This window comes from uncultured Rothia sp. (assembly GCF_963544205.1).
Classification (GTDB): Bacteria; Actinomycetota; Actinomycetes; order Actinomycetales; family Micrococcaceae; genus Rothia.
Window position 1 is genome coordinate 63,671 of the sequence record NZ_CAUUDY010000008.1, and the last position, 19,643, is coordinate 83,313.

The 19,643-nt window shown below is 59.6% G+C and carries 14 protein-coding genes and 1 riboswitch; of the genes, 5 read left to right on the forward strand and 9 right to left on the reverse strand.

Annotation, left to right across the window (positions count from 1 at the left end):
* Positions 1-40 precede the first annotated feature (40 nt).
* Both RWZ58_RS05725 and RWZ58_RS05730 read right to left on the reverse strand, forming a co-directional pair.
* The gene (locus RWZ58_RS05725; protein WP_314657961.1) at positions 41-475 is read right to left on the reverse strand and encodes a plasmid stabilization protein; all 435 of its coding nucleotides are present in this window, start codon (positions 473-475) and stop codon (positions 41-43) included.
* A 10-nt stretch (positions 476-485) separates the two neighbouring features.
* Positions 486-713 (reverse strand): hypothetical protein, encoded by a 228-nt coding sequence (locus tag RWZ58_RS05730; RefSeq protein ID WP_005506796.1) that lies wholly within the window; start codon positions 711-713, stop codon positions 486-488.
* 35 nt (positions 714-748) lie between these two features.
* Positions 749-883, reverse strand: a riboswitch (SAM riboswitch).
* A gap of 254 nt (positions 884-1,137) precedes the next feature.
* Between RWZ58_RS05730 and RWZ58_RS05735 the strand changes: the two genes are divergently transcribed.
* Both RWZ58_RS05735 and RWZ58_RS05740 read left to right on the forward strand, forming a co-directional pair.
* A complete protein-coding gene (locus tag RWZ58_RS05735) occupies positions 1,138-5,301 on the forward strand; it encodes a DEAD/DEAH box helicase (protein WP_314657976.1) in 4,164 nt (1,387 codons plus the stop codon).
* 152 nt (positions 5,302-5,453) lie between these two features.
* Complete coding sequence (locus RWZ58_RS05740) at positions 5,454-6,290, forward strand: aldo/keto reductase (protein WP_314657962.1); 837 nt, start codon at positions 5,454-5,456, stop codon at positions 6,288-6,290.
* Between the two features lie 174 nt (positions 6,291-6,464).
* Here RWZ58_RS05740 and RWZ58_RS05745 read toward each other — a convergent pair whose 3' ends face one another.
* On the reverse strand, positions 6,465-8,978 hold the full coding sequence (locus RWZ58_RS05745) for a Tex family protein (RefSeq protein WP_314657963.1): 2,514 nt from the start codon (positions 8,976-8,978) through the stop codon (positions 6,465-6,467).
* 414 nt (positions 8,979-9,392) lie between these two features.
* Between RWZ58_RS05745 and RWZ58_RS05750 the strand changes: the two genes are divergently transcribed.
* Positions 9,393-10,943, forward strand: coding sequence for a dehydrogenase (locus RWZ58_RS05750; protein ID WP_314657964.1), 1,551 nt, complete (start codon positions 9,393-9,395; stop codon positions 10,941-10,943).
* Between the two features lie 169 nt (positions 10,944-11,112).
* Here the strand turns inward: RWZ58_RS05750 and RWZ58_RS05755 are convergent, their stop codons facing one another.
* Both RWZ58_RS05755 and RWZ58_RS05760 read right to left on the reverse strand, forming a co-directional pair.
* Entirely contained in the window at positions 11,113-12,588 is a 1,476-nt protein-coding gene (locus RWZ58_RS05755) for an amino acid permease (RefSeq protein ID WP_294627716.1), read from the reverse strand.
* Positions 12,589-13,004: 416 nt separating this feature from the next.
* Positions 13,005-14,486: an amino acid permease gene (locus tag RWZ58_RS05760; RefSeq protein WP_314657965.1), complete on the reverse strand. Its 1,482-nt coding sequence runs from the start codon at positions 14,484-14,486 to the stop codon at positions 13,005-13,007.
* 508 nt (positions 14,487-14,994) lie between these two features.
* Between RWZ58_RS05760 and RWZ58_RS05765 the strand changes: the two genes are divergently transcribed.
* Together RWZ58_RS05765 and trmB are read left to right on the forward strand one after the other, a co-directional pair.
* Positions 14,995-15,393, forward strand: coding sequence for a hypothetical protein (locus RWZ58_RS05765; RefSeq protein ID WP_314657966.1), 399 nt, complete (start codon positions 14,995-14,997; stop codon positions 15,391-15,393).
* A 225-nt stretch (positions 15,394-15,618) separates the two neighbouring features.
* Positions 15,619-16,425 carry a tRNA (guanosine(46)-N7)-methyltransferase TrmB gene (gene trmB / locus RWZ58_RS05770; RefSeq protein ID WP_314657967.1) on the forward strand — a complete coding sequence of 269 codons (807 nt, stop codon included), beginning with the start codon at positions 15,619-15,621 and terminating at the stop codon, positions 16,423-16,425.
* A 114-nt stretch (positions 16,426-16,539) separates the two neighbouring features.
* Here trmB and RWZ58_RS05775 read toward each other — a convergent pair whose 3' ends face one another.
* The 4 genes from RWZ58_RS05775 to RWZ58_RS05790 all read right to left on the reverse strand — a co-directional run bounded on the left by RWZ58_RS05775 (position 16,540) and on the right by RWZ58_RS05790 (position 19,640).
* A complete protein-coding gene (locus RWZ58_RS05775; protein ID WP_314657968.1) occupies positions 16,540-17,640 on the reverse strand; it encodes a hypothetical protein in 1,101 nt (366 codons plus the stop codon).
* Positions 17,633-18,142 carry an ImmA/IrrE family metallo-endopeptidase gene (locus RWZ58_RS05780; RefSeq protein ID WP_314657977.1) on the reverse strand — a complete coding sequence of 170 codons (510 nt, stop codon included), beginning with the start codon at positions 18,140-18,142 and terminating at the stop codon, positions 17,633-17,635. The genes RWZ58_RS05775 and RWZ58_RS05780 overlap by 8 nt, the downstream gene beginning before the upstream one ends.
* Positions 18,143-18,161: 19 nt before the next feature.
* A complete protein-coding gene (locus RWZ58_RS05785; protein WP_314657969.1) occupies positions 18,162-18,704 on the reverse strand; it encodes a hypothetical protein in 543 nt (180 codons plus the stop codon).
* A gap of 429 nt (positions 18,705-19,133) precedes the next feature.
* Positions 19,134-19,640, reverse strand: coding sequence for a heat shock protein transcriptional repressor HspR (locus RWZ58_RS05790; RefSeq protein ID WP_314657970.1), 507 nt, complete (start codon positions 19,638-19,640; stop codon positions 19,134-19,136).
* Between the last annotated feature and the right edge of the window lie 3 nt (positions 19,641-19,643).

Genomic DNA, 19,643 nt, shown 5'->3' on the forward strand with positions numbered 1-19,643 from the left:
CATACAGGGACGCACGCGAGGACGCGCATCCGGCAAAGTTTTATTCCTCAGTCCACGGGTTGGAAGCCTGAACACCCCAGGCGCGGTACACCTGCGCCTTAGAAGAAATCAGCTCCAGATCATAGGCACTCGCGCTCGCCGCCATCAGACCCTCCAGGGCGGCGGTAGGCAGCGGACCGGCATCATCACGACCCACGGCATGCACGCCGCGCGGCGCCTGACGGCCAGCCCACTCGAGGCTCACACGCGCATCCACGTTAATAACGTGGTCGCCAAAGCGCTCAAGAAGTTCGGTAATCCAACGATCAGTTTCCGGGTAGGGGTACAGGCCCTTCAGCTCACCAATACTCAGCACAGAAATGTACATGTGTCGGAACGAGCGGCGGCGCAGAAAAGCGACCACGGCGGGGTCTGGATCCGCCTTACGGATCTCCGCAAGAACGTCGGAGTCCAGGAGCATACCGGAGAAATTCATACCCCTAATGCTACGCTACGCGCAGACCGGCGTACTCAATAGCGGGGATGCCCTCGGGGTTGGGCAGAAGAAGGAAGTTCAGGAACTCGTCGCGCTTAGAAGAAATGCGGGAGTAATCGTCAATGCTGACTGCGGTGTATCCGCCTCGCGCGGGGACAGCTGCGGCACGCAGGCTTTCCTGGTAGGAGCGGGAGGGGTTCAGAGAGATTGCTGCTTCGGTTGCAGAGCCGTTGTACATGTGACAACCTGCGCCGTGAGTGGCGCGATCCTTTCGCGTTGCTCTTGTCTGTACCAATTACCACCGGTTATTCCGGTGGTGAATACAAACCGCTTCGTCATCCGAGCCACCCGTGAACATGGGGTTGGCGTTCGACCATAGTCGGAGCTTATCAGTCGAAACTCTTGAAGCTGGGTTTAGCTTACAGCATTTTCTCAAGTTAAGTAAAGCGTTTTCTGAAAGAGATTTAGATTATTGGCGTTTTAGCTTGTGGGAACGTTTTAAATGGCGAGAATTTTTGATACTGCGCGGAATATCTTATGTTAATACCGGTGTTTTTATGCGGTGAAAACCCTCCCGACAAAAATACGAAATGCACCCCAAACCACCGCCCAATAGTCGCCTCGGCAACCAGCTCAGCAGTCAGCCCGGCAGCCTCCAGCACATGACCGGCGACAAGGCGCAAACCCGCACGATACGCGATAATGAGCTGGTGAGCGCCAACAACCCCTTCCCCGAAATTCCCGTCACCGTACCGCAGATCATTCGCCAGGTCGGGCACCGCACCTACCAGCGCGGTGTCGCCTACCAGCGCAACCGCGAAGTCATCCGCTACAGCTACGACGAAGACAACAGCACCCTCACCGGGCTTGTCAACGGAAGCACCATCATCCCCTACGAAGTGACCATTCGCTTCTTCCCCGCCGTCAGCGGCTCCGCAACCTTCACCGCCCGCTGCACCTGCCCCGTGCTCACCGATTGCAAGCACGCCGTAGCGCTCATGCTCACTGCGCTCGACCGCGCCTCCGTAGCGAGAAAGGCACTCAGCGAACACCCCGGACCTGTCGGCGTACCCTCTGCCCCCTCTGCCGCAGCGAAGGGTGCGGCACAGGCACAGGGATCCGCAGATTCAAAGAGCGCGGATGTTGCCGAGGCAAAGAAGGCCGCCGACCCGCTCGCGGCGCTGCGCGCCTCCGGTGCACTCACCACCGCGGCGAACCTACCCGCACCCAATGCAGAGACTGCCGAGCCCGAAAACCCGCAGGGACGCTTTGCGCTCAACGAGCTAGGCTCCTCCCCCACTGCGCTCGACCCCACAGCGCTCGATGGTGCCGCCTCCAAAATTTCTGCCTGGCGGCGCGACCTCTCCTCCGTTCTTTCCGCACGTCAGGACCTTGCGGGCATTGATTCGATGCGCGTGAGCGGCGCCCTGGATTTCTCGCTAAGCGTCTCCGGATCCTACGCGCGCGGCCGCAATATGCCCGGAGCAACCCCCAGCATTAACCTGCTCGCCCGCCCGCTCATGGCATCCAAAACCGGGCGCTGGATCAAGGGCGGACTCAGCTGGGAAACTTTCGCTTCCAGCGTGGGCGGACCCGTCGGGCGGCACGAAATCTACCCCGAACACGAACGATTTTTCGCCGAACTCTACTCGATTGCCCGCCCCTGGCAGAACATGTATTCCTCGCACCGCGACTGGATTTCGATTAGCGCTTCTGCCTCCACTCTGCTCTGGGATGTACTCGCCCGCGCGGAGGATATTGGCCTGCCTCTGCTCATCAACGGCCGCGAGGTGAACTACGCCGTGCTGAGCCCCGCACAGGTGCGCCTGCACGCCGCCGCCGCAGAAGATACACCCGGAGAAGGCGCCGGCCTGCAGCTTCAAGCCGCGCTCAGCTGGGAAGGACGCGAAGGCGAATTGCTGCGCCAGCTCTGGCTGCCCGCCGTGCACTGCCACCCCATCGGCACCCCGCGCACCGGCTTCTTTGCCCTGGGCGGGCTCGCTCAGCAGGAGTACGAACAGGCGGCAAAGGCGGTGCACTGGAAAACCGTGCGCCCCGGCGCGTTGGATGAAGTGGGCCGCGAATCTTTCGTGCACAAGACTGCCCAAAAGGACGCACGGGAGGTACCTGCTGAGCCCTCTGCCCCGACCATCAACCCGGCGCAGGGTGAACGGGTGCGTTACTCCCCCGCCGTACCCGAGCTGTCCGAGGGCGTGGAGCTGGCGCTCATCCCCCTGGTTGAGCCGCTCGATGCCGCCTCCGAATCGCTCATTAGCGCCGGAACCGTGCACATTCCCGCCGCGGAACGCGCCACGTTCCAGAAAGAGTATCTGCCCGCGCTCAGCCGCTCCATTCCCTCGCTGACCCCCGATCCTGCGCTGGCGCTGCCGCGCGTGAAGCCGCCGCATCTGGTGCTTGACATCAGCTTTGACGAGCAGGTACGCCACGATGCGCAGCTGAGCTGGCATTGGGAGTACCCGCTGAACCCCTTCGCGGAGGACAGCGCAGAAGAGGCGAGCGCACAGAATCCTGCGACCGGCTCCGATGTGCAGTCCCTGCCCGTTTTCGGCTACCCCGGTGAAGAGGGCGGCGAGATTCGTGATGAGCGTTTTGAGGCGCGCGTACTGCGTTCGGTGCGCGCCATTCTTGCCGCTCACCCGGCGCTTTCCAGGCTGGAGGAGCGCCGCATCGAAGGCTGGGAAACCCGCGATCTGCTCAGTGCGATTCTGCCGAAGCTTCGCCGTGTTTCCGCTGTTCAGGTGCGTTTTAACGGCACCCCGCCACAGTTCGTGGAGGCAACCGACGCGCTCATCGAAATCACCGTGAGCGAGGGCAATTCGCGCGACTGGTTCGGGCTGGGCATCGCTGTGAAGGTGAATAACTGGACCGTGCCCTTCGCCCAGATTTTCGAGGCCCTGGACCGGGGTGCGGACCGCATCCTGCTAGGCAACGGCACCTACTTCTCGCTGCGTCGACCCGAGTTTAAGACCCTGCGCACCCTCATTGCGGAGGCTCGCGAACTCGACGACGCGGGCGGTGAGCTGCGCATTAACCGGCACCAGGCGGGGCTGTTCTCTGAGCTGGAGTCGCTGGCGGCGAGCGTGCATACGACCGCGCGTTGGGATGCTCAGGTGCGTTCGCTGCTGGAGCTGGTTGAGGGCCTGGAAGATGCCGAAGAGAGTGCCGAACAGGGCACTAAAAATGCGTCTGATAAGGGCACTCAGGATTCCCTCGCGCCCCGGAAAACCTCCCGAAAGAAGGCTTCCCGCCAGATTATTCCGAGCTGCCCGGTGCCCACCGGTCTGCAGGCGACTCTGCGCCCCTACCAGGTTGAGGGCTTCCAGTGGCTGTCGTTCCTGTACGAGCACCGTCTGGGCGGTATTCTCGCTGACGATATGGGTCTGGGTAAGACCGTGCAGGCTCTCGCTCTGCTCGCCCACGCCATCGAGGAGCACCGCGCCGCCTCCGAGCGTGCCGCCGAGCGCGGTGAGAGCGTTGAGCCGTTCGCGCCCTTCCTCGTAGTTGCGCCGACCTCCGTAGTTGCGAACTGGGCGGCGGAGGCGGAACGCTTCCTGCCCGAGGCGAAGGTAGTGACCATCACCGAAACCACCGCCGGTAAGACCCCGCTTGCCGAGCGCATCGCCGGGGCGCGCCTGGTGCTGACCAGCTACACGCTGCTACGCATGGACGAGGACGCCTACACCGGCTACGCCCGCACTCTGGGCTGTACTGTGGATGACCTCACGGGCGAACTGTCCGCCCCCGAAGGCTGGAGCGCGCTCCTGCTGGACGAGGCGCAATTCGTCAAAAACACCGGCACCCGCGCCTGGTCCATCGCCCGCGCGATGCCCGCCCGCACCAAGATTGCGATGACCGGCACGCCCATTGAGAACAACCTCATGGAGCTGTGGGCGCTGCTGGCGATTGTGGCGGACGGTCTGTTCCCCTCTGCCCGTGCGTTCCGTGACCTGTACGCTCGCCCGGCGGAGTCCGGTGAGGACCCGGCGCACGCCGCGGCGACGGCTGCTCGTCTGCGCCGGCGCATCCGCCCGCTCATGCTGCGCCGCACCAAGGAGCTGGTGGCGGCAGAGCTTCCGGCGAAGAACGATACGCGCGTGAACCTGCCGCTGGCTGCCGGTCACCGCCGCATCTATGACACGCATCTGCAGCGTGAACGCCAGAAGGTGCTGGGTCTGCTGGAGGATATGGACAAGAACCGGTTCACGATCTTCCAGTCGCTGACCCTGCTGCGCCGTCTGGCCCTTGATGCCGCGCTGATTGACCCGGAGGCCTACGCCGGAGTGTCGTCGGTCAAGCGCGACTACCTGGTTCAGCAGCTACCCGACCTGCTCGAGAAGGGCCACCGTGTGCTGGTGTTCAGCCAGTTCACCGGCTACCTCAAGAGCATTTCGGCACGCCTGGCAGAGGAGGGCATCGGCCACCTGTACCTGGACGGTTCGACCCGCAACCGCGCCGAGGTCATTGAGGCATTCACGAGCGGTCAGGAGCCAGTGTTCCTCATTTCGCTCAAGGCGGGCGGTTTCGGCCTGAACCTGACCGAGGCGGATCACGTGTTCATCATGGATCCGTGGTGGAACCCCGCCGCCGAGCAGCAGGCGGTGGACCGTATTCACCGCATCGGCCAGGACAAGGAGGTGCACGTCTACCGCTTGGTCGCCGAGGGCACGATTGAGGAGAAGGTCATGCAGCTCAAGGAGTCGAAGGCCGCGCTCTTCGATGCGGTGGTCGGTGAGGGTGAGTTCGCCTCCGCGGCGGTGACGGCTGAGGATGTGCGTGAGCTCTTTGCGCCGGCTATCGAGCGGTAGTCGTCATTTTTCGTCACCTGGTTACGCCTCGGGCTAGATTCACACCCGATTCTGCCCTGGCTCTTCTCAACAGGGGCTCTGGGGCGTAACCTGGTACGACTATCTAAAACGACTATTCGGGAGGCGCCGCCTCCCCCACTCTAAGGAGCATCATGAGCTACAACGTACCGAACGTAAAGTTCAACGACGGCCGAACCATTCCGCAGCTGGGCTACGGCGTGTGGCAGGTTGAGGACGAGGTTGCCGAGAAGGTTGTGGGCACCGCCCTGGAGACCGGCTACCGCCACATCGACACCGCCGCTATCTACGGCAACGAGGCGGGCGTAGGCCGCGCTATCGCCAACTCCGACGTGGCTCGCGAGGACATCTTCCTCACCACCAAGCTGTGGAACTCCGACCAGGGCTACGAGAGCGCTTTCGAGGCGTTCGAGGCTTCCCTGGAGAAGCTGGGCACCGACTACGTTGACCTGTACCTGATTCACTGGGCTAAGCCGCAGCAGGGCCTGTACCTGGATTCCTGGCGTGCGCTGATTGAGCTGCAGAAGCAGGGTAAGGTCCGTTCTATTGGTGTTTCGAACTTCCCGGAGGAGCAGCTGCGCGAGATTATCGAGGAGACCGGCGTGGTTCCGGTCATCCACCAGATTGAGCTGCACCCCTACTTCTCGCAGGAGGCTCTGCGCGCCGTTCACGCCGAGTACGGCATCGTGACTCAGGCGTGGAGTCCGCTGGGCAACGGTAGTGACCTGCTGCAGAACCCCGTGCTGGCTGAGATTGCGGAGCGCCACGGTGCAACCCCGGCGCAGGTCGTGCTGGCGTGGCACCTGGCTAAGGGCACCGTGGCTATCCCGAAGTCCGTGACCCCCTCCCGTATTGAGGAGAACCTGGCGTCGGTGAACGTGAAGCTGACCGCTGAGGACATTGCGGCTGTGGATGCACTGTCCAGCCCCGAGGGTCGTATTGGCGCTGACCCGGCGAACATCGACTTCTAAGGTGTAGCTCGGGCGTAGAGCTCGAATCGCACCCAAATAAAGCCCCGACAGGCACAGTTAGTGCTTGTCGGGGCTTTTGTGTGCTCTTGCGGGAGCTGAAATTTTAGAGAATGCTCATTCGCGGATTGCTGAACAGGTCAGCGGGCGCTAGTGCTCCACCACCGCGCTCCTCCGCTAGTTCTCGTCCTCTACCAGCAGGGATAGGGAGATGCGGCGGCGCGCCGGGTCAACCTCCACCACGCGCACCCGCACAATATCGCCACTGCGCACAATGTCGTGCGGGTTCGCCACGTAGCCGCGGCTCATCTGCGAGATGTGTACGAGACCGTCCTGATGCACGCCGATATCCACGAACGCGCCGAATGCCGCCACGTTCGAGACGGTGCCCTCGAGCACCATGCCGGGGCGTACGTCCCCGAAGTGCGAGACGGATTCGGAGAAGCGGGCGGTGCGGAAGCTACCGCGCGGGTCCAGGCCGGGGCGGCGTAGCTCGGTGAAGATATCCTCGACCGTGTACACGCCGGCGGCGGCTTCGTCCGCGCTCATCTGAGCGTCGACCTGAGTATCACTGCCCTGTACGTAGTCGGCGGGGTTCAGCCCAGCAAGCGGGTCGCTCCCGTCCGAAGTACCCAGGGCGCCGGCAACCCAGTGGGCGCCGTTGCGTGCCTGCGCGTCGGCAATAATGCGGCGCGCGAGCGGGTAGGCTTCCGGGTGCACGGCGGAGGCGTCTAGCGGCTCTTCACCGCCGCGGATGCGGATGAATCCTGCCGCCTGGCGGAAGGTCTTCGCGCCCAGTCGCGGCACGTTCAGCAGCTGCTGACGGTTCGCGAAGGCGCCGTGTTCGGTGCGGTAGGCGACGATGCGTTCGGCGGTTGCGGTGCCCACGCCCGCCACGTGCGCGAGCAGCTGCACGGAGGCGCTGTTGAGGTTCACACCCACGGCGTTCACGCAGTCTTCGACGGTGTCGTTGAGGGCGCGGCGCAGGGCGGCGGGCGGCACGTCGTGCTGGTACTGGCCCACGCCGATGGACTGCGGGTCGATTTTGACGAGCTCGGCGAGCGGGTCCTGCAGGCGGCGGGCAATCGAGACGGCGCCGCGTACGGTCACGTCGTAGTCGGGCAGCTCGGCGGCGGCGAGGGCGGAGGCGGAGTAGACGGATGCGCCCGCCTCGGAAACGGTCACCTTCTGGGGTGCTTCTGCGCCTTCCTCGCGCAGTGTGCGGATCAGTTCGCTGGCGAGCTTGTCGGTTTCACGGCTTGCGGTGCCGTTGCCAATGGCGATGAGTTCCACGCCGTGCTCGCGGCAGGCTGCGGCGAGCTCGCGCAGTGCTTCTGCCCATTGGTTGCGCGGGGCGTGCGGGTAGACGGTGCCCACGCGCAACGGCTCACCGGTGCCGTCAACCACGGCGTATTTCACGCCGTGGCGCAGACCAGGATCCAGGCCGAGGGTGGTCTTGTGCCCGGCGGGCGCGGCGAGCAGAATATCGCGCAGGTTGGAGGCGAACACCTCTGTCGCGTGCTGTGCGGCGGCGTCGAGTAGCTGGTGGCGGATGCGTTCGGCAAGGCGCGGGCGCAGGTGGCTGCGCCATGCGGTGCGCACGGTGGCGGCGAGCCAGCCGAGTACGCGGTCTTCGTCGTCGACGGTGTTGAGCACCTGCACGGGGATGCGTAGCGCGGCGGCAACTTCACGCTCGTATGCAGAACGGACGTTCTCGTAGTTTTCGGCTGCGGCCTCGGCCTCGATGCGGGCGGCACCGCGCAGGCGACTGAGCGGTGCGGGGGCGGGTGCCACGTCCACCTTCAGGCGCACCACGCCGGCGTCCTTGGCGCGGTGCAGGGCCAGCACGCGGTGCGGCGGAATGGAGCGAATACGGTCCGAGAAGGCGAAATAGTCGGAGAACTTCGCGCCAGCGCTCTCGTGACCGGCGATTACGCGGGACTCAATCACGCCGCCTTCACGCAGGCGCTTGAGGAGCTTTTCGCTCAGCACCGGGTCGGTGAGGGCGCGGTCAATCAGGATTGCGCGGGCGCCATCGAGGGCCTCTTCGGCGCTGTGAATCTGCAGGGCTTCGTCCGCCTCCGCAGCCTCAATACCCTCGTCTTCGTCGTCTTCGGTGGCGTCGGTAATGTACGCGGTGGCAATGGCGTGCGCGTCGGCGAGGGGTACCTCCAGCAGGTCTTCGACGAGCGAGTCGAGCCCGGCGGCACGCGCCATCTGGGCGCGGGTCACGCGCTCACTGCGGTAGGGGGCGTAGATGGCGTTCACGTCTGCGATGGTGGCGGCGTTCATGAGCGAGGAACGCAGCTGCAGCAGGGTGAGCGGGTCGATGAGGCCTTCGTCGGCGCGTTCGGTGAGCGCTTCGAGCACGCGGTTGCGTCGCTCTTCGAGGGCGCGGAGCTGGCTCAGGCGCGACTGGATGGTGCGCAGCTGGGTGTCGGTGAGCGCGCCCGTTGCTTCTTTGCGGTAACGGGCGATGAAGGGCACAGAGTTGTCGGCGTCGAGCAACGCCACAGCGGCGCGGATGCGGTGCGGGGCGATGCCGGTTTCTACCGCGAGCGCATTAATGAGGTGCTCGGCGGGCTGCTCAGTTGTGCCGCCGGTTTCGCTACCTGCGGCACTGCTGGGCGCGGGGTCTGTAGCTCGATCCGCGCGCGGGCGGATGCTGCTCGGGAGGGGGTTTTCGCTCATCCTTCCAGTTTCGCATATTTCGCCGTGGTTCATGGGTTGGCCGGTTGTGCAGACGAAAGAGTCAGCGCGGGGCGTATTTTGCTTGCTATTGCAGGTGGGGGTGAGCGTATTTTTCTGCCGTATCTACTGGTGCAGAGTACAAGCTTTTGTGCACATTTTGCCCTGCGGGCACGCTAAAAATTGTCATCTTTCCGCAAGAAACCGTGTTAAGGGTGCACATATTTGAATAGTGCTAAGTTCCAGCGATAAATTTAGATAAAAGAGCATATTTTTTGAAAAAATATCTCTCAAACGTGCAGATAAGGACATGGCTTCACATCACTCAAACACCCTTATCTGCGTGCACACATTCAGGGTTCGGCGGCACGGTACGACGAGGTGCCGCCACCTCCTACGCATGAAAGAGGGCCCCAAATGCGCGAACATGCCGCGCTATCAAATGCCCCGGAGGGCTACTTAGATTTTCACGACGAGTACGCGGAGCTCATTGCAGAACTCGCCGCGCTGGGGTTCACCCCTACCCAGGTTCTGCGCCGCCTCAGCTTTCTGTACCCGCACATTAATAAGAAGCATCTGAACTATGCGCTGAACTCCGGCATCTGGCAGTTTGGCCCGGTCGCTGCAGACGCCCCGAGCTACCCGATGCTCGCTTGCGGACTCTGGTACGTTTTCGCGGAAGCCTACGATCTGCCGCCGGAGCCCGAGTACGCGGCGCTGGTTCTTGATTGCGATATTATCCACGACCTGCCGCCCGCACTGGAGGCGCGCCACTTTGCCAGCGAAGATATCGCGACCATCCTGGCGAAGATTGGTGCAACGCTCAAGTACCTTGCCGCGCATCCCTACTCCCAGCTGGAGGAAGAGGCGTACGCGCAGACCGTTGAAGACATCAGGCAGCGCGGCGCCAAAGAGATTGGCACTGAGGGCGGCAGCCTGTACACTCTGCTCGCCGCCAGTATGGAGGGTGAATCCGCCTGGCCCGCGCCCGTGCAGGCCGCAAAAGATACCCTCGGTGACGGCGACTGGACCCTCGGTATGCTCCGCACCGGCATCTACCCGGCGGAGGCGCTCGAGAACGAGTGGTACATTGACGCCGCCGAGGTACCCGAGGATTTCGCGTCGAAGACCCTAAGCCTCTTTTTGAGCTATTGCGCCCGCTACGACCGTGATCCCACGGCACTGGTGTACGGATACTGGTCGACCATTCAGACTCTGATTGGTGAGGTGCCGCCGCTGGGCGCGGTACGCGCTAAGTTCGGTTCCTGGCAGGCGACCCTGCATCGCGGTCGCGCGCAGATTGCCCGTGAGCTGCGCCTGTGGACGCACAATGAGGCAAACGCGGCGGCAGAAGCTGAGCTGAACGCCGCTGAGGATCTTGAGCTCCTCGAGGCTGAGCTAGATACCCCGGAAGAGTCCCCTGCGGACGCTCCCGCAGAGTCACTAGAGCCTGCAGAGTCTGCAGAACCCGTAGAGCCCGCACGCCTGAGCGCCCGCGAGTTCAACGAGCAGGGCATCGGCGTGGTGCAGACCGCCCACACCGACCTGGCGGCGTACCACCGCACCCAGTGGGAGCAGACGGTGGAGGCCTTCGGCGAGCGCCTCGCGCAGCTTGCCTGGAACCGCCGTCTGAGCACCTACTACTTCTTCGATGGCGCCTCCCTCGAGGACGCCGACCCGACCCCCATGGTGACGATTTTCCGCTCCCCCACCGGCTTCCTCTGCGAGTTCGAACCCACCGTCGAGGCGCTGCCCGCCTTCGACCCGGAGTTCCTGCAGGAGCACGGCTGGAGGCACCCGGTGCCGGTGCATGCGCTGTGGAACCTGCACGCACTCGACCCGATGGAGGCGGCTGCCGCAGTCATCGAGGCGATGCGTTCCGGTTGCGGCTGTGAACGCTGGGATTTCTACCGCACCGACGATGACGAGGATCCGCTGGCGGAAGAAGCAGAGGTAGCGTCCGTCTAAGCGCCCGCACTCCCGCGAGCCTCTCGGGTACATCTTTAGAGATAGCGAAAGCCCGCGCCCCTACTCCCGAAAGAGTAGGGGCGCGGGCTTTACGCATGCACGGCTATCCGGCACAGGTAACCGGCACAGGCAACCGGCACCGATAGCCAGCGCAGATAGTAGGCGCAGCTTAGCGTGCCGAGAAGATTTCGGACGCCTCCACAATCGCAATCTGCGCGGTGCGGGTCGAGATTGCCTCGTGACGGCGTGCATCCGCACGGCGCTTGAAGAACCAGCCGATACCCAGAATCGCGAACCAGACGGGCATTGCGAGCAGGCCGCGCAGGGTCTCCTCATACATGGCCAGCACGCCGATGGTGAAGGCGAAGAACGCCAGAGTCAGCCACGCGGCAAAGCGACCGCCGGGCAGTCGGAAGTGCGACTTCTCGTGGCGCGAGGGGAACTTCTTGCGGTACATCAGGTAGCTGACCATGATCATGGCCCACGCAAAAATCACGAGCACCGCAGCCACGGTGGTGACCAGGTTGAACGCGCTCGAAATCGAATCGCCCGCGTACAGCAGAACCAGCGAGGACAGCAGCATCACGGCGGAGAGGAACAGCGCATTACGCGGCACGCCGTTGCCCGAGAGCTTGCCCAGGAAGGCGGGTGCGCTACGCTCGCGTGCCAGGCCGAATGCCATGCGCGAGGTCGAGAAGATACCGGAGTTCGCCGAGGAGGTCGCGCTGGTAATCACCACGAAGTTGATGATGTGCGCGGCGATGCCCAGGCCCGCCAGGGTGAACATGGCGACGAAGGGGCTGTTGTCGGGGCTGACAAGGCGCCAGGGGGTAACCATCAGGATGATGGCGAGCGCACCCACGTAGAAGACCATGATGCGCACGGGCACGGCGTTAATTGCCTTGGGCAGGGTCTTTTCGGGGTCCTGGGTTTCTGCGGCGGTGGTACCGACCAGCTCGGAGCCCATGAACGCGAAGACGGCGATCTGGAATGCGCCAAGGAAGCCGATGAAGTGGTTGGGGAACATGCCACCGTCGTTCCAGAGGTTCGCGACGGATGCCTGCGCGCCGCTGGGCGAGGTAAAGCCGATAGCCACGAGTGCGCCACCGACCACAATCAGGGCAACAATCGCGACAATCTTAATCATGGAGAACCAGAATTCGATTTCGCCGAAGTTCTTCACCGAGACCAGGTTCAGCACCAGGAGCACGCTGATAACGGCGAGCGCCGGAATCCAGGCTTGCAGGTCAGGCCACCACATGCGCAGGTAACCGACGATTGCGATGATGTCCGCAACTGCGGTGACCACCCACATGAACCAGTAGGACCAGCCGAGGAAGAATCCCGCCATGGGGCCGACCAGGTCGGTGGTGAAGTCGGAGAAGGACTTGTACTTCAGGTTCGACAGCAGGATTTCACCCATGGCGCGCAGCACCAGGAAGATGACGGCGCCGATGAGCATGTACACGAAAATGACGGAGGGGCCGGCGACGGAGATAGCGCGTCCGGATCCCATGAACAGGCCGGTGCCGATGGCACCGCCGATAGCGATGAGCTGAATATGTCGGTTGCTCAGACCGCGGTGCAGTCGTTCTCCCTGTTCGGGAGCTTTAGGATTCAGGGTGACGTTGTTCTGTTCAGTCACGACGTCCTCTTTTCTGCAGTTAGGCCCCGTAGCGCATATAGTGCATGGTGGATGAGGGTTTTTCGGTGTCATCCGGTAGGTTTCGCGTATAGATATGCAACCACTATTAATGCGGGGCAGCCCCGGCTTTCGGGGCGGAAGATGCGCTCAACCATGGTTCGCGCCGCATCCGGGGCGCGTTCAAACATCGCCCGATGCGGGTACCTTTGGGAGCTTACACATCTGTTTGGATAGATATTCTACACGCTTTGAACGGTGAATGAAATGTTTTTCAGCTCTTGGTGTGTCGCGAATCTATTAAACAGGTCACTATCTGCCGCCTGACGGGGGCTAATAGACACAGAAAACCCCGCCCTGCGCATCAATCAAGAATGCGGGGCGGGGCTCACACAAACCAGCCGGAGGAGAGCTGAAGACTACTTCTGACCAGCCTTGTCAGCAGTGCTCTCAGTAGCCAGCGCGCGAGCGCGCTTCGCGGCGTGGCGGCGGGTTAGGATCTCGTAGCCAATCGCCAGAACAATGAACCAGATGGGGGTCAGTGCCAGACCGATTGCGGTGTCCGGGTACAGGCTCAGGGCGTAGACCATCACAGCAAAGAAGACCAGGCCAAACCAGCTCATGCCGATACCCCAGGGCATCTTATACTCGGATGCCTCGTGGCGTTCGGGGAACTTCTTGCGGTAGACCAGGTACGCAATCAGGATCATGCTCCAAGTGAAGATACCCATCATCGACGCCACGGAGGTCACCACGGTGAACGCCTCCATAATGCCGCTACCGGCGTACAGCATGACCAGGCTGAACAGCAGCAGCACGGTGGTCAGGTACAGGGCGTTGGCGGGCACACCGTTCTTGGTGAGCTTACCCAGTGCGGAGGGTGCGGCACCGTCGTGTGCCAGACCGTAGACCATGCGGGAGGTCGAGAAGATACCGGAGTTCGCCGAAGATGCGGCGGAGGTCAGCACCACGAAGTTCACCAGGGAGGCTGCAACAGCAATGCCCGCCAGGGAGAACATGCCTACGAAGGGGCTCATGGACTTATCCAGCTTGTCCCAGGGGGTCACGGCGAGGATGGTCATCAGCGGCACAGCGTAGAAGAGCGCAATGCGGAAGGGCACAGCGTTAATCGCCTTGGGCAGGGTGCGTTCGGGGTGCTTGGTTTCTGCCACTGCGGTACCGACGAGCTCGGCACCCACGAAGGCGAACAGTGCGATCTGGAAGGAGCCGAGGAAGCCGGTCACACCCTGGGTGAAGATGCCGCTACCGGAGGGGCCGGGGTGGTCCCACAGGTGGCTTACGGAGGCGGTGGTGCCGTCGGGGCTGGTGAAGCTGAAGGCGACCATGAGTGCACCAACAATAATGAGGGCGACAATCGCGACAATCTTAATGACGGCGAACCAGAACTCGATTTCGCCAAAGTTCTTCACCGAGGGCAGGTTCAGCAACAGCAGAGCCACGATAACGGTCAACGCCGGAATGAATTTAGGCATGTCGGGCAGCCAGTATTGCACGTAGCCGGTGATTGCGATGACGTCCGCAATACCTGTAACGACCCAGAAGAACCAGTACGACCAGCCGACGAAGAAGCCGGCGCGCAGACCGAGAATGTCGGTAATGAAGTCGGTGAAGGACTTGTACTTGGGGTTGGAGAGCAGAATCTCGCCCATGGCGCGCAGAACAAAGTAGATGACGCTACCAATAATCGCGTACACAAAGACGATGGAGGGGCCGGTCAGGGCAATGGTTTTCGCCGAGCCGAGGAACAGACCGGTACCGATGGCGCCGCCAATAGCGATCAGCTGGATATGTCGGTAGCTCAGTCCGCGCTGGAGCTTAGAGTGCTCAGCTTCGGAATCTAGGCCGGTGACGGAGTTGTGCGGCGTTGGCTGCTGTGTCACGTATTTCTCTTTCCTGCGTCGGTTCGCCCTGGTTTGGTTCGGGGTTTTACCCGGGGTTTTACTCGGGGGCGGTTCCGGGTGGTTGGTATTCGTGCATAATCCTGAACGGTGTGCATGGATGGGAAATTTCCGCATCCATAGCGTGCGCGGTGCGCTTGGGCTTGTAAACTCCGATTTCGCGGGGTTTACAAATTTTTGCGCCACCGATAAAGAATTATGCAAAGAATGCATAATTTCAAATTTTACCCCCTCATACCCACACAAGTACAAGGAATACAACATCACCGGATTTTTGAGATGGGGCGATCCAGCAGCATCCCTCAGATTCCACCCAAAACACGCCCCGTACCACCACTGAACCGCTTCCCTTCTCGGCGAGCTTTCCCTGGTTTTCAAAAAATTAAGAAACTTTACAAGTAAAACTTTACAAGGCGAGAAAGTGGGTCTAGAGTAGAAACCGTTCAAACGAAAACCTAACCGACCAACCACAGAACAGAAGGACACAACAATGGGCAAGTTCTCCAACGCAGCACTCCGTCTCACCGCCGGCGCACTCATCCTCGATGCAGGCGTCAAGAAGCTCAAGGCAGACGAAGGCACCTACGCCTTCCTGCAGCAGATGGCGGCAACCGGCGTACCCGCAGTATCCAAGCTGGACGCAGCGACCTTCGGTAAGCTCATCTCCGGCGCAGAGACCGCACTCGGCGCAACCCTGCTGACCCCCTTCATCCCCGCACGCCTGGCGGGTGCAGGCCTGACCGCATTCGCGGCAAACCTGATGACCATGTACTTCCGCAACCCGGACATGCACGACAAGTACTTCCGCCCCACCCAGGACGGCCAGCAGCTCGCAAACAACATCGTGATGCTCGGCACGGGTCTGGCGCTGCTGGGCTCCAAGAAGTAAGCCCTTCCTCTTAGCTCACTCCTCAAGCAACCTCGCGAGAGTGCGGCGGGAACAGTCTTTGTTCCCGCCGCACTTTTGTATGCCCGCTGACTTTCTATGCCGCCCAGGCTGGCGCATGCTCCCCGCCCCGCGCCCGGCTAACCCACGCCCGACCAGCCAAGCATCACCCGCCCGCACAAGCCGCGAAACCGCACGGTGCCGCGGCCCTGCGCTATTCTTTTAGGTATGTCTACTGAGAACACGCAGCCTAGCCAGGCACCCGAATCCACCGAAGAAAAGGCCAAGAAGCCGGTTCCCGAGGAATTCTTCCGCCAGCCCTATTCCTTCGTCCGCCGCGGCGACCGCCTCACCGCGCGCCGTCAGAAGGCGTGGGACACCTACTCCCCCACCCACGTGCTGGACATTCCGCGCCTGCGCACCGACACCTCCGTCGCACCCGAGGCGACCTTCGACCCGGTTAAGATTTACGGCCGCGAGGCGTACCAGGTCGTCGAGATCGGTTCCGGTCTGGGCGAGGCAATCGTGCACCGCGCCGCCGAAGTGCCCGAGGCGAACTTCCTCGCCGTTGAGGTGTACACCCCCGGCATTGCGGACCTGCTGCTGAAGATGGGCAACGCGGGCGTGGAGAACGTGCGTGTGGCTCAGGCGAACGCACCCGAGCTGCTCGACAACATGCTCGAGGAGAACTCCGTGGACGAGCTGTGGGTGTTCTTCCCGGACCCCTGGCACAAGTCCCGCCACCACAAGCGCCGCCTGGTGTCCCCGGCGTTCGCTGACAAGGTTGCGCGCGTGCTCAAGCCCGGCGGCATTTGGCGTCTGGCGACTGACTGGGAGGAGTACGCCCTGGTCATGCGCGATGTTCTGGAGGCGCACCCCGACTTTGAGAACGTTCACCCCGGCGCTGGTGCGACCGAGGAGGATCCGCAGGGTGGTTGGGCTCCGCGTTGGGAGGGTCGTACCCTCACCAGTTTTGAGCGTAAGGCTCAGGAGGCGGGCCGCCGCGCCCACGACCTGACCTACCGCCGCAAGTAAGCAGGGATGCGTCAGCGTTAGTTGGCGCAGCTGAGCGCGGGTCAGCGCGAATATACGTTAAGGAGGTGAGGCTCCCCGTTCGTTCGGGGAGCCTCACCTCCTTAACGGTTAGTTTTAATAAGTTGTTTCTTCTTCAGAAGGGGGGAAGCTTGATTCCTGTAAGTGATGAAGACGCTCCTCCTGATATTTTTCTAAAGATTCACTCACTTGCTCCAGAAGCCTCTGCACTTCTTGGAGAATATTTGGATTTACACCAGATTTATCATTCGCATCAATTTTCTTCTTATCGAATCCATTATATTTTCTTTCACAAGAACTATGCTCGTATTCTTCAAATTTTTTTAGACTTTCCCCATAGTCCGAATCATTGAATATTCTATAATTTTCTAAAATTTCTTCACTTAGACTATCGCCCTTATTTTTAACCGGGATGAAAAACAAAGGAAATTTTTCAGGCCCTCCATCCCCAATGGCGCAACCCTTCAGCTCATGAAAACCGAGAAAAAGAATATCCCTTTCCTCACTTCCAGTTCTCAAAATACACTTCGCCAGATTAGGAGACAGAACAAAATAGTGGGGTCGAGAATGCTCGGCAATTCTAAACCCAAGATCGACCTCACGACCTATGAAATCTACATGATAATCATTTTGAATAGATCGAAGGTCTTTATTGTAATTCGAAAAAACCTCCTCAGCAAGAAGGTCAAGAAAGGACGGATCCCCCATTTGTTTTTCAAGATTATCCTGCTTTTTCTTCTTGCCAACACCATTTTTTGCGATAAGATTCCAGGAAAAGTCCCACGGCTCCCCTTTTGACTGCAACAAGAAAGCATATCCGTGAACCCCCATAGATTCTGTAGAACTCATACCTTCAAGAGTCACAACAAATTCATTAACATATTTTTCAATATATTGATTAAAAGAGTTATTTGATTCCTCAAATGGAATGACTCTAAAATAGATGAGCTCATCACCTCGCACTCTCCATAAAAACCATCCATCTTCACAATCATCCCCATCTCGCGAGTCTTTGTCTCGCAAAAGAATATTAAAATTTTCTAAAAAGTTTGCAATCTGAAATTTTCCGAGCCCTGGATTTTGAACTTTCAAAGCCGTGGAACCTTCAATATCAACACCACACACAAGCACAGCCCGAGGTGTAATAACCTCGGGCTGCACCTCATTTTTTTGACGCCCCTGATTACCTTCAGACATTACCGATTAGCCCTAAAGAACGAGCCCGAACCTCAGCAGCTGCAATAGAAACGCCAAATTTTTCAGCAACAATAGCCAAATCTTGCCCACAATTTTCATAAATTTGTTTAAACTTGCTCTCAGGCATTAGCAAATTTGCAGCAAAAACATTTGCCTCATACTCTTGATAACCCCCAACAGCAACACTTGTCCTCCGATAAGTAGTTTGAGGATTTTTTGAAATATTCCTCAAATAGTGAATAAAATAATGTCCAATCTCATGAGCAATAGTAAATTTTTGTCGCTTCTTCCCATCAAATGCCGAGACATATATCTCAAATGAATTATCATCAGGATTTACAACCATTGAATTACCATTCATCTTTATGTATCCAACCTCATACACTGTACCGCCTAGACTTTCTACCAGCTTTACAGCATCTAGATTCAATTCTTTTTCAGATACACCTTCACCTATAAATTGATTATTCAATTTCTCAGCTACATCTTTTACGGCCTGCATATTTTCCACAATTAAACACCTACCTCACAAGACTAAAAGAAACAAACGCCAAAATCATTACTACAAAACTAATCATAACACGCTTTTGAAGGATTTTAACATTATCGAACTTTTCTTTAGCCGTTCCACCGAGTACAGATATTTGTCTACTCAGCTGCTTTAGCTGCTCTTCATCATCCAGAATCTCCAACTCAACAAGCTGTTCATTTTTCTGATATGAACCATAGAAAAATACATTTCGCTTTTCACCTTCTCCCTTGTATGGTTTTGTATAAGGCTGCAAGGCGACAAAAAATCCATATTTGAAAGTTAAGAATGCTGTCAGAGCAAACAGTAGACTAGTAATAATCGTCCAGCAATTCCACGTAATACCTTTAGAAATAAAACCTGCTACGAACGCTCCATAGGCAGCAACAATAACACCTTGAACAGTCAGCAACATCTGAATCTTAGAGTCACCGTGCTTAATCCATTCAGTAAAATGCTGGATGACTTGCCACCTTTGTTCGTAGCTCAGCCCTATCTCTCGCTCAACGTTACTGTTGTCAATCGACTCAGCCATTTTCTTACCTCCCTCTAATGTTGCTAATGGTGATACGGAAAATCTCAGAGAGTACCTTCCAGTACAGAAACACTGCCTCCGAGCTACTTGTTGCATATAAACAAGCCGCCGAAAAGTGCTTCTGTGTATCCCCCACTCTACCGTCTATCTCTATCCTATGCCCCCGTTTTCGTTACTGTTGCGAAGAATGAAGCCATTATCTCAACCCACCTGAGTTACGAGATTTAAGGAGGTGAGGCTCCCCGGTCATTCGGGGAGCCTCACCTCCTTGTGTGTGGGTCCAAGTGCATGCGGGGCGGGGGTCTACCCTCCCTCGCGGCGTATACACAAAGACGCACAAGCCTATATGGGTGGCTGACCAGCTCAAATGAATTAGAAGCGAGCTAGAACAGCCGTACCGTTTATCCAAGTGTAGCCGGTTTTGCCGGTTTAGCGCGGCGACTTCGTATCATCCGCTGTAGTTGCCTGGTGACGCTGACGGTACAGCACCACCGCCGAGGAACGCTGACGAGGCGCCGGGCGGGTACCGCGGGCAATATGCACCACGTCGCCACTGGTACCGGCGGCGAACACACGCTCCGTCAGGCCCAGCTTCACCTTCGCATCTTCAACCTGACGCTGCAGTGCCGCAATCTGTTCCTGCTGCTCCTCCACGAGGGACTGCAACTCAATAATGCGGCGAATACCCTCCAGGGAGACGCCCTCCTGCGAGAGCTGCTGAATCTGCTGCAGACGGTTCACGTCACGCTGCGAGTAGCGGCGCGCCTTACCGGGCGCACGCGAAGGCTGAACCAGGCCGATACGGTCGTACTGGCGCAGGGTCTGCGGGTGCATGCCCGCCAGCTCAGCCGCCACAGAAATCACGAAAACCGGCAGGTCCACGCTGTGCAGCGGCTTGCCGCTACGAGACTTGGATGATGATTCTCGAGATGCCATAGT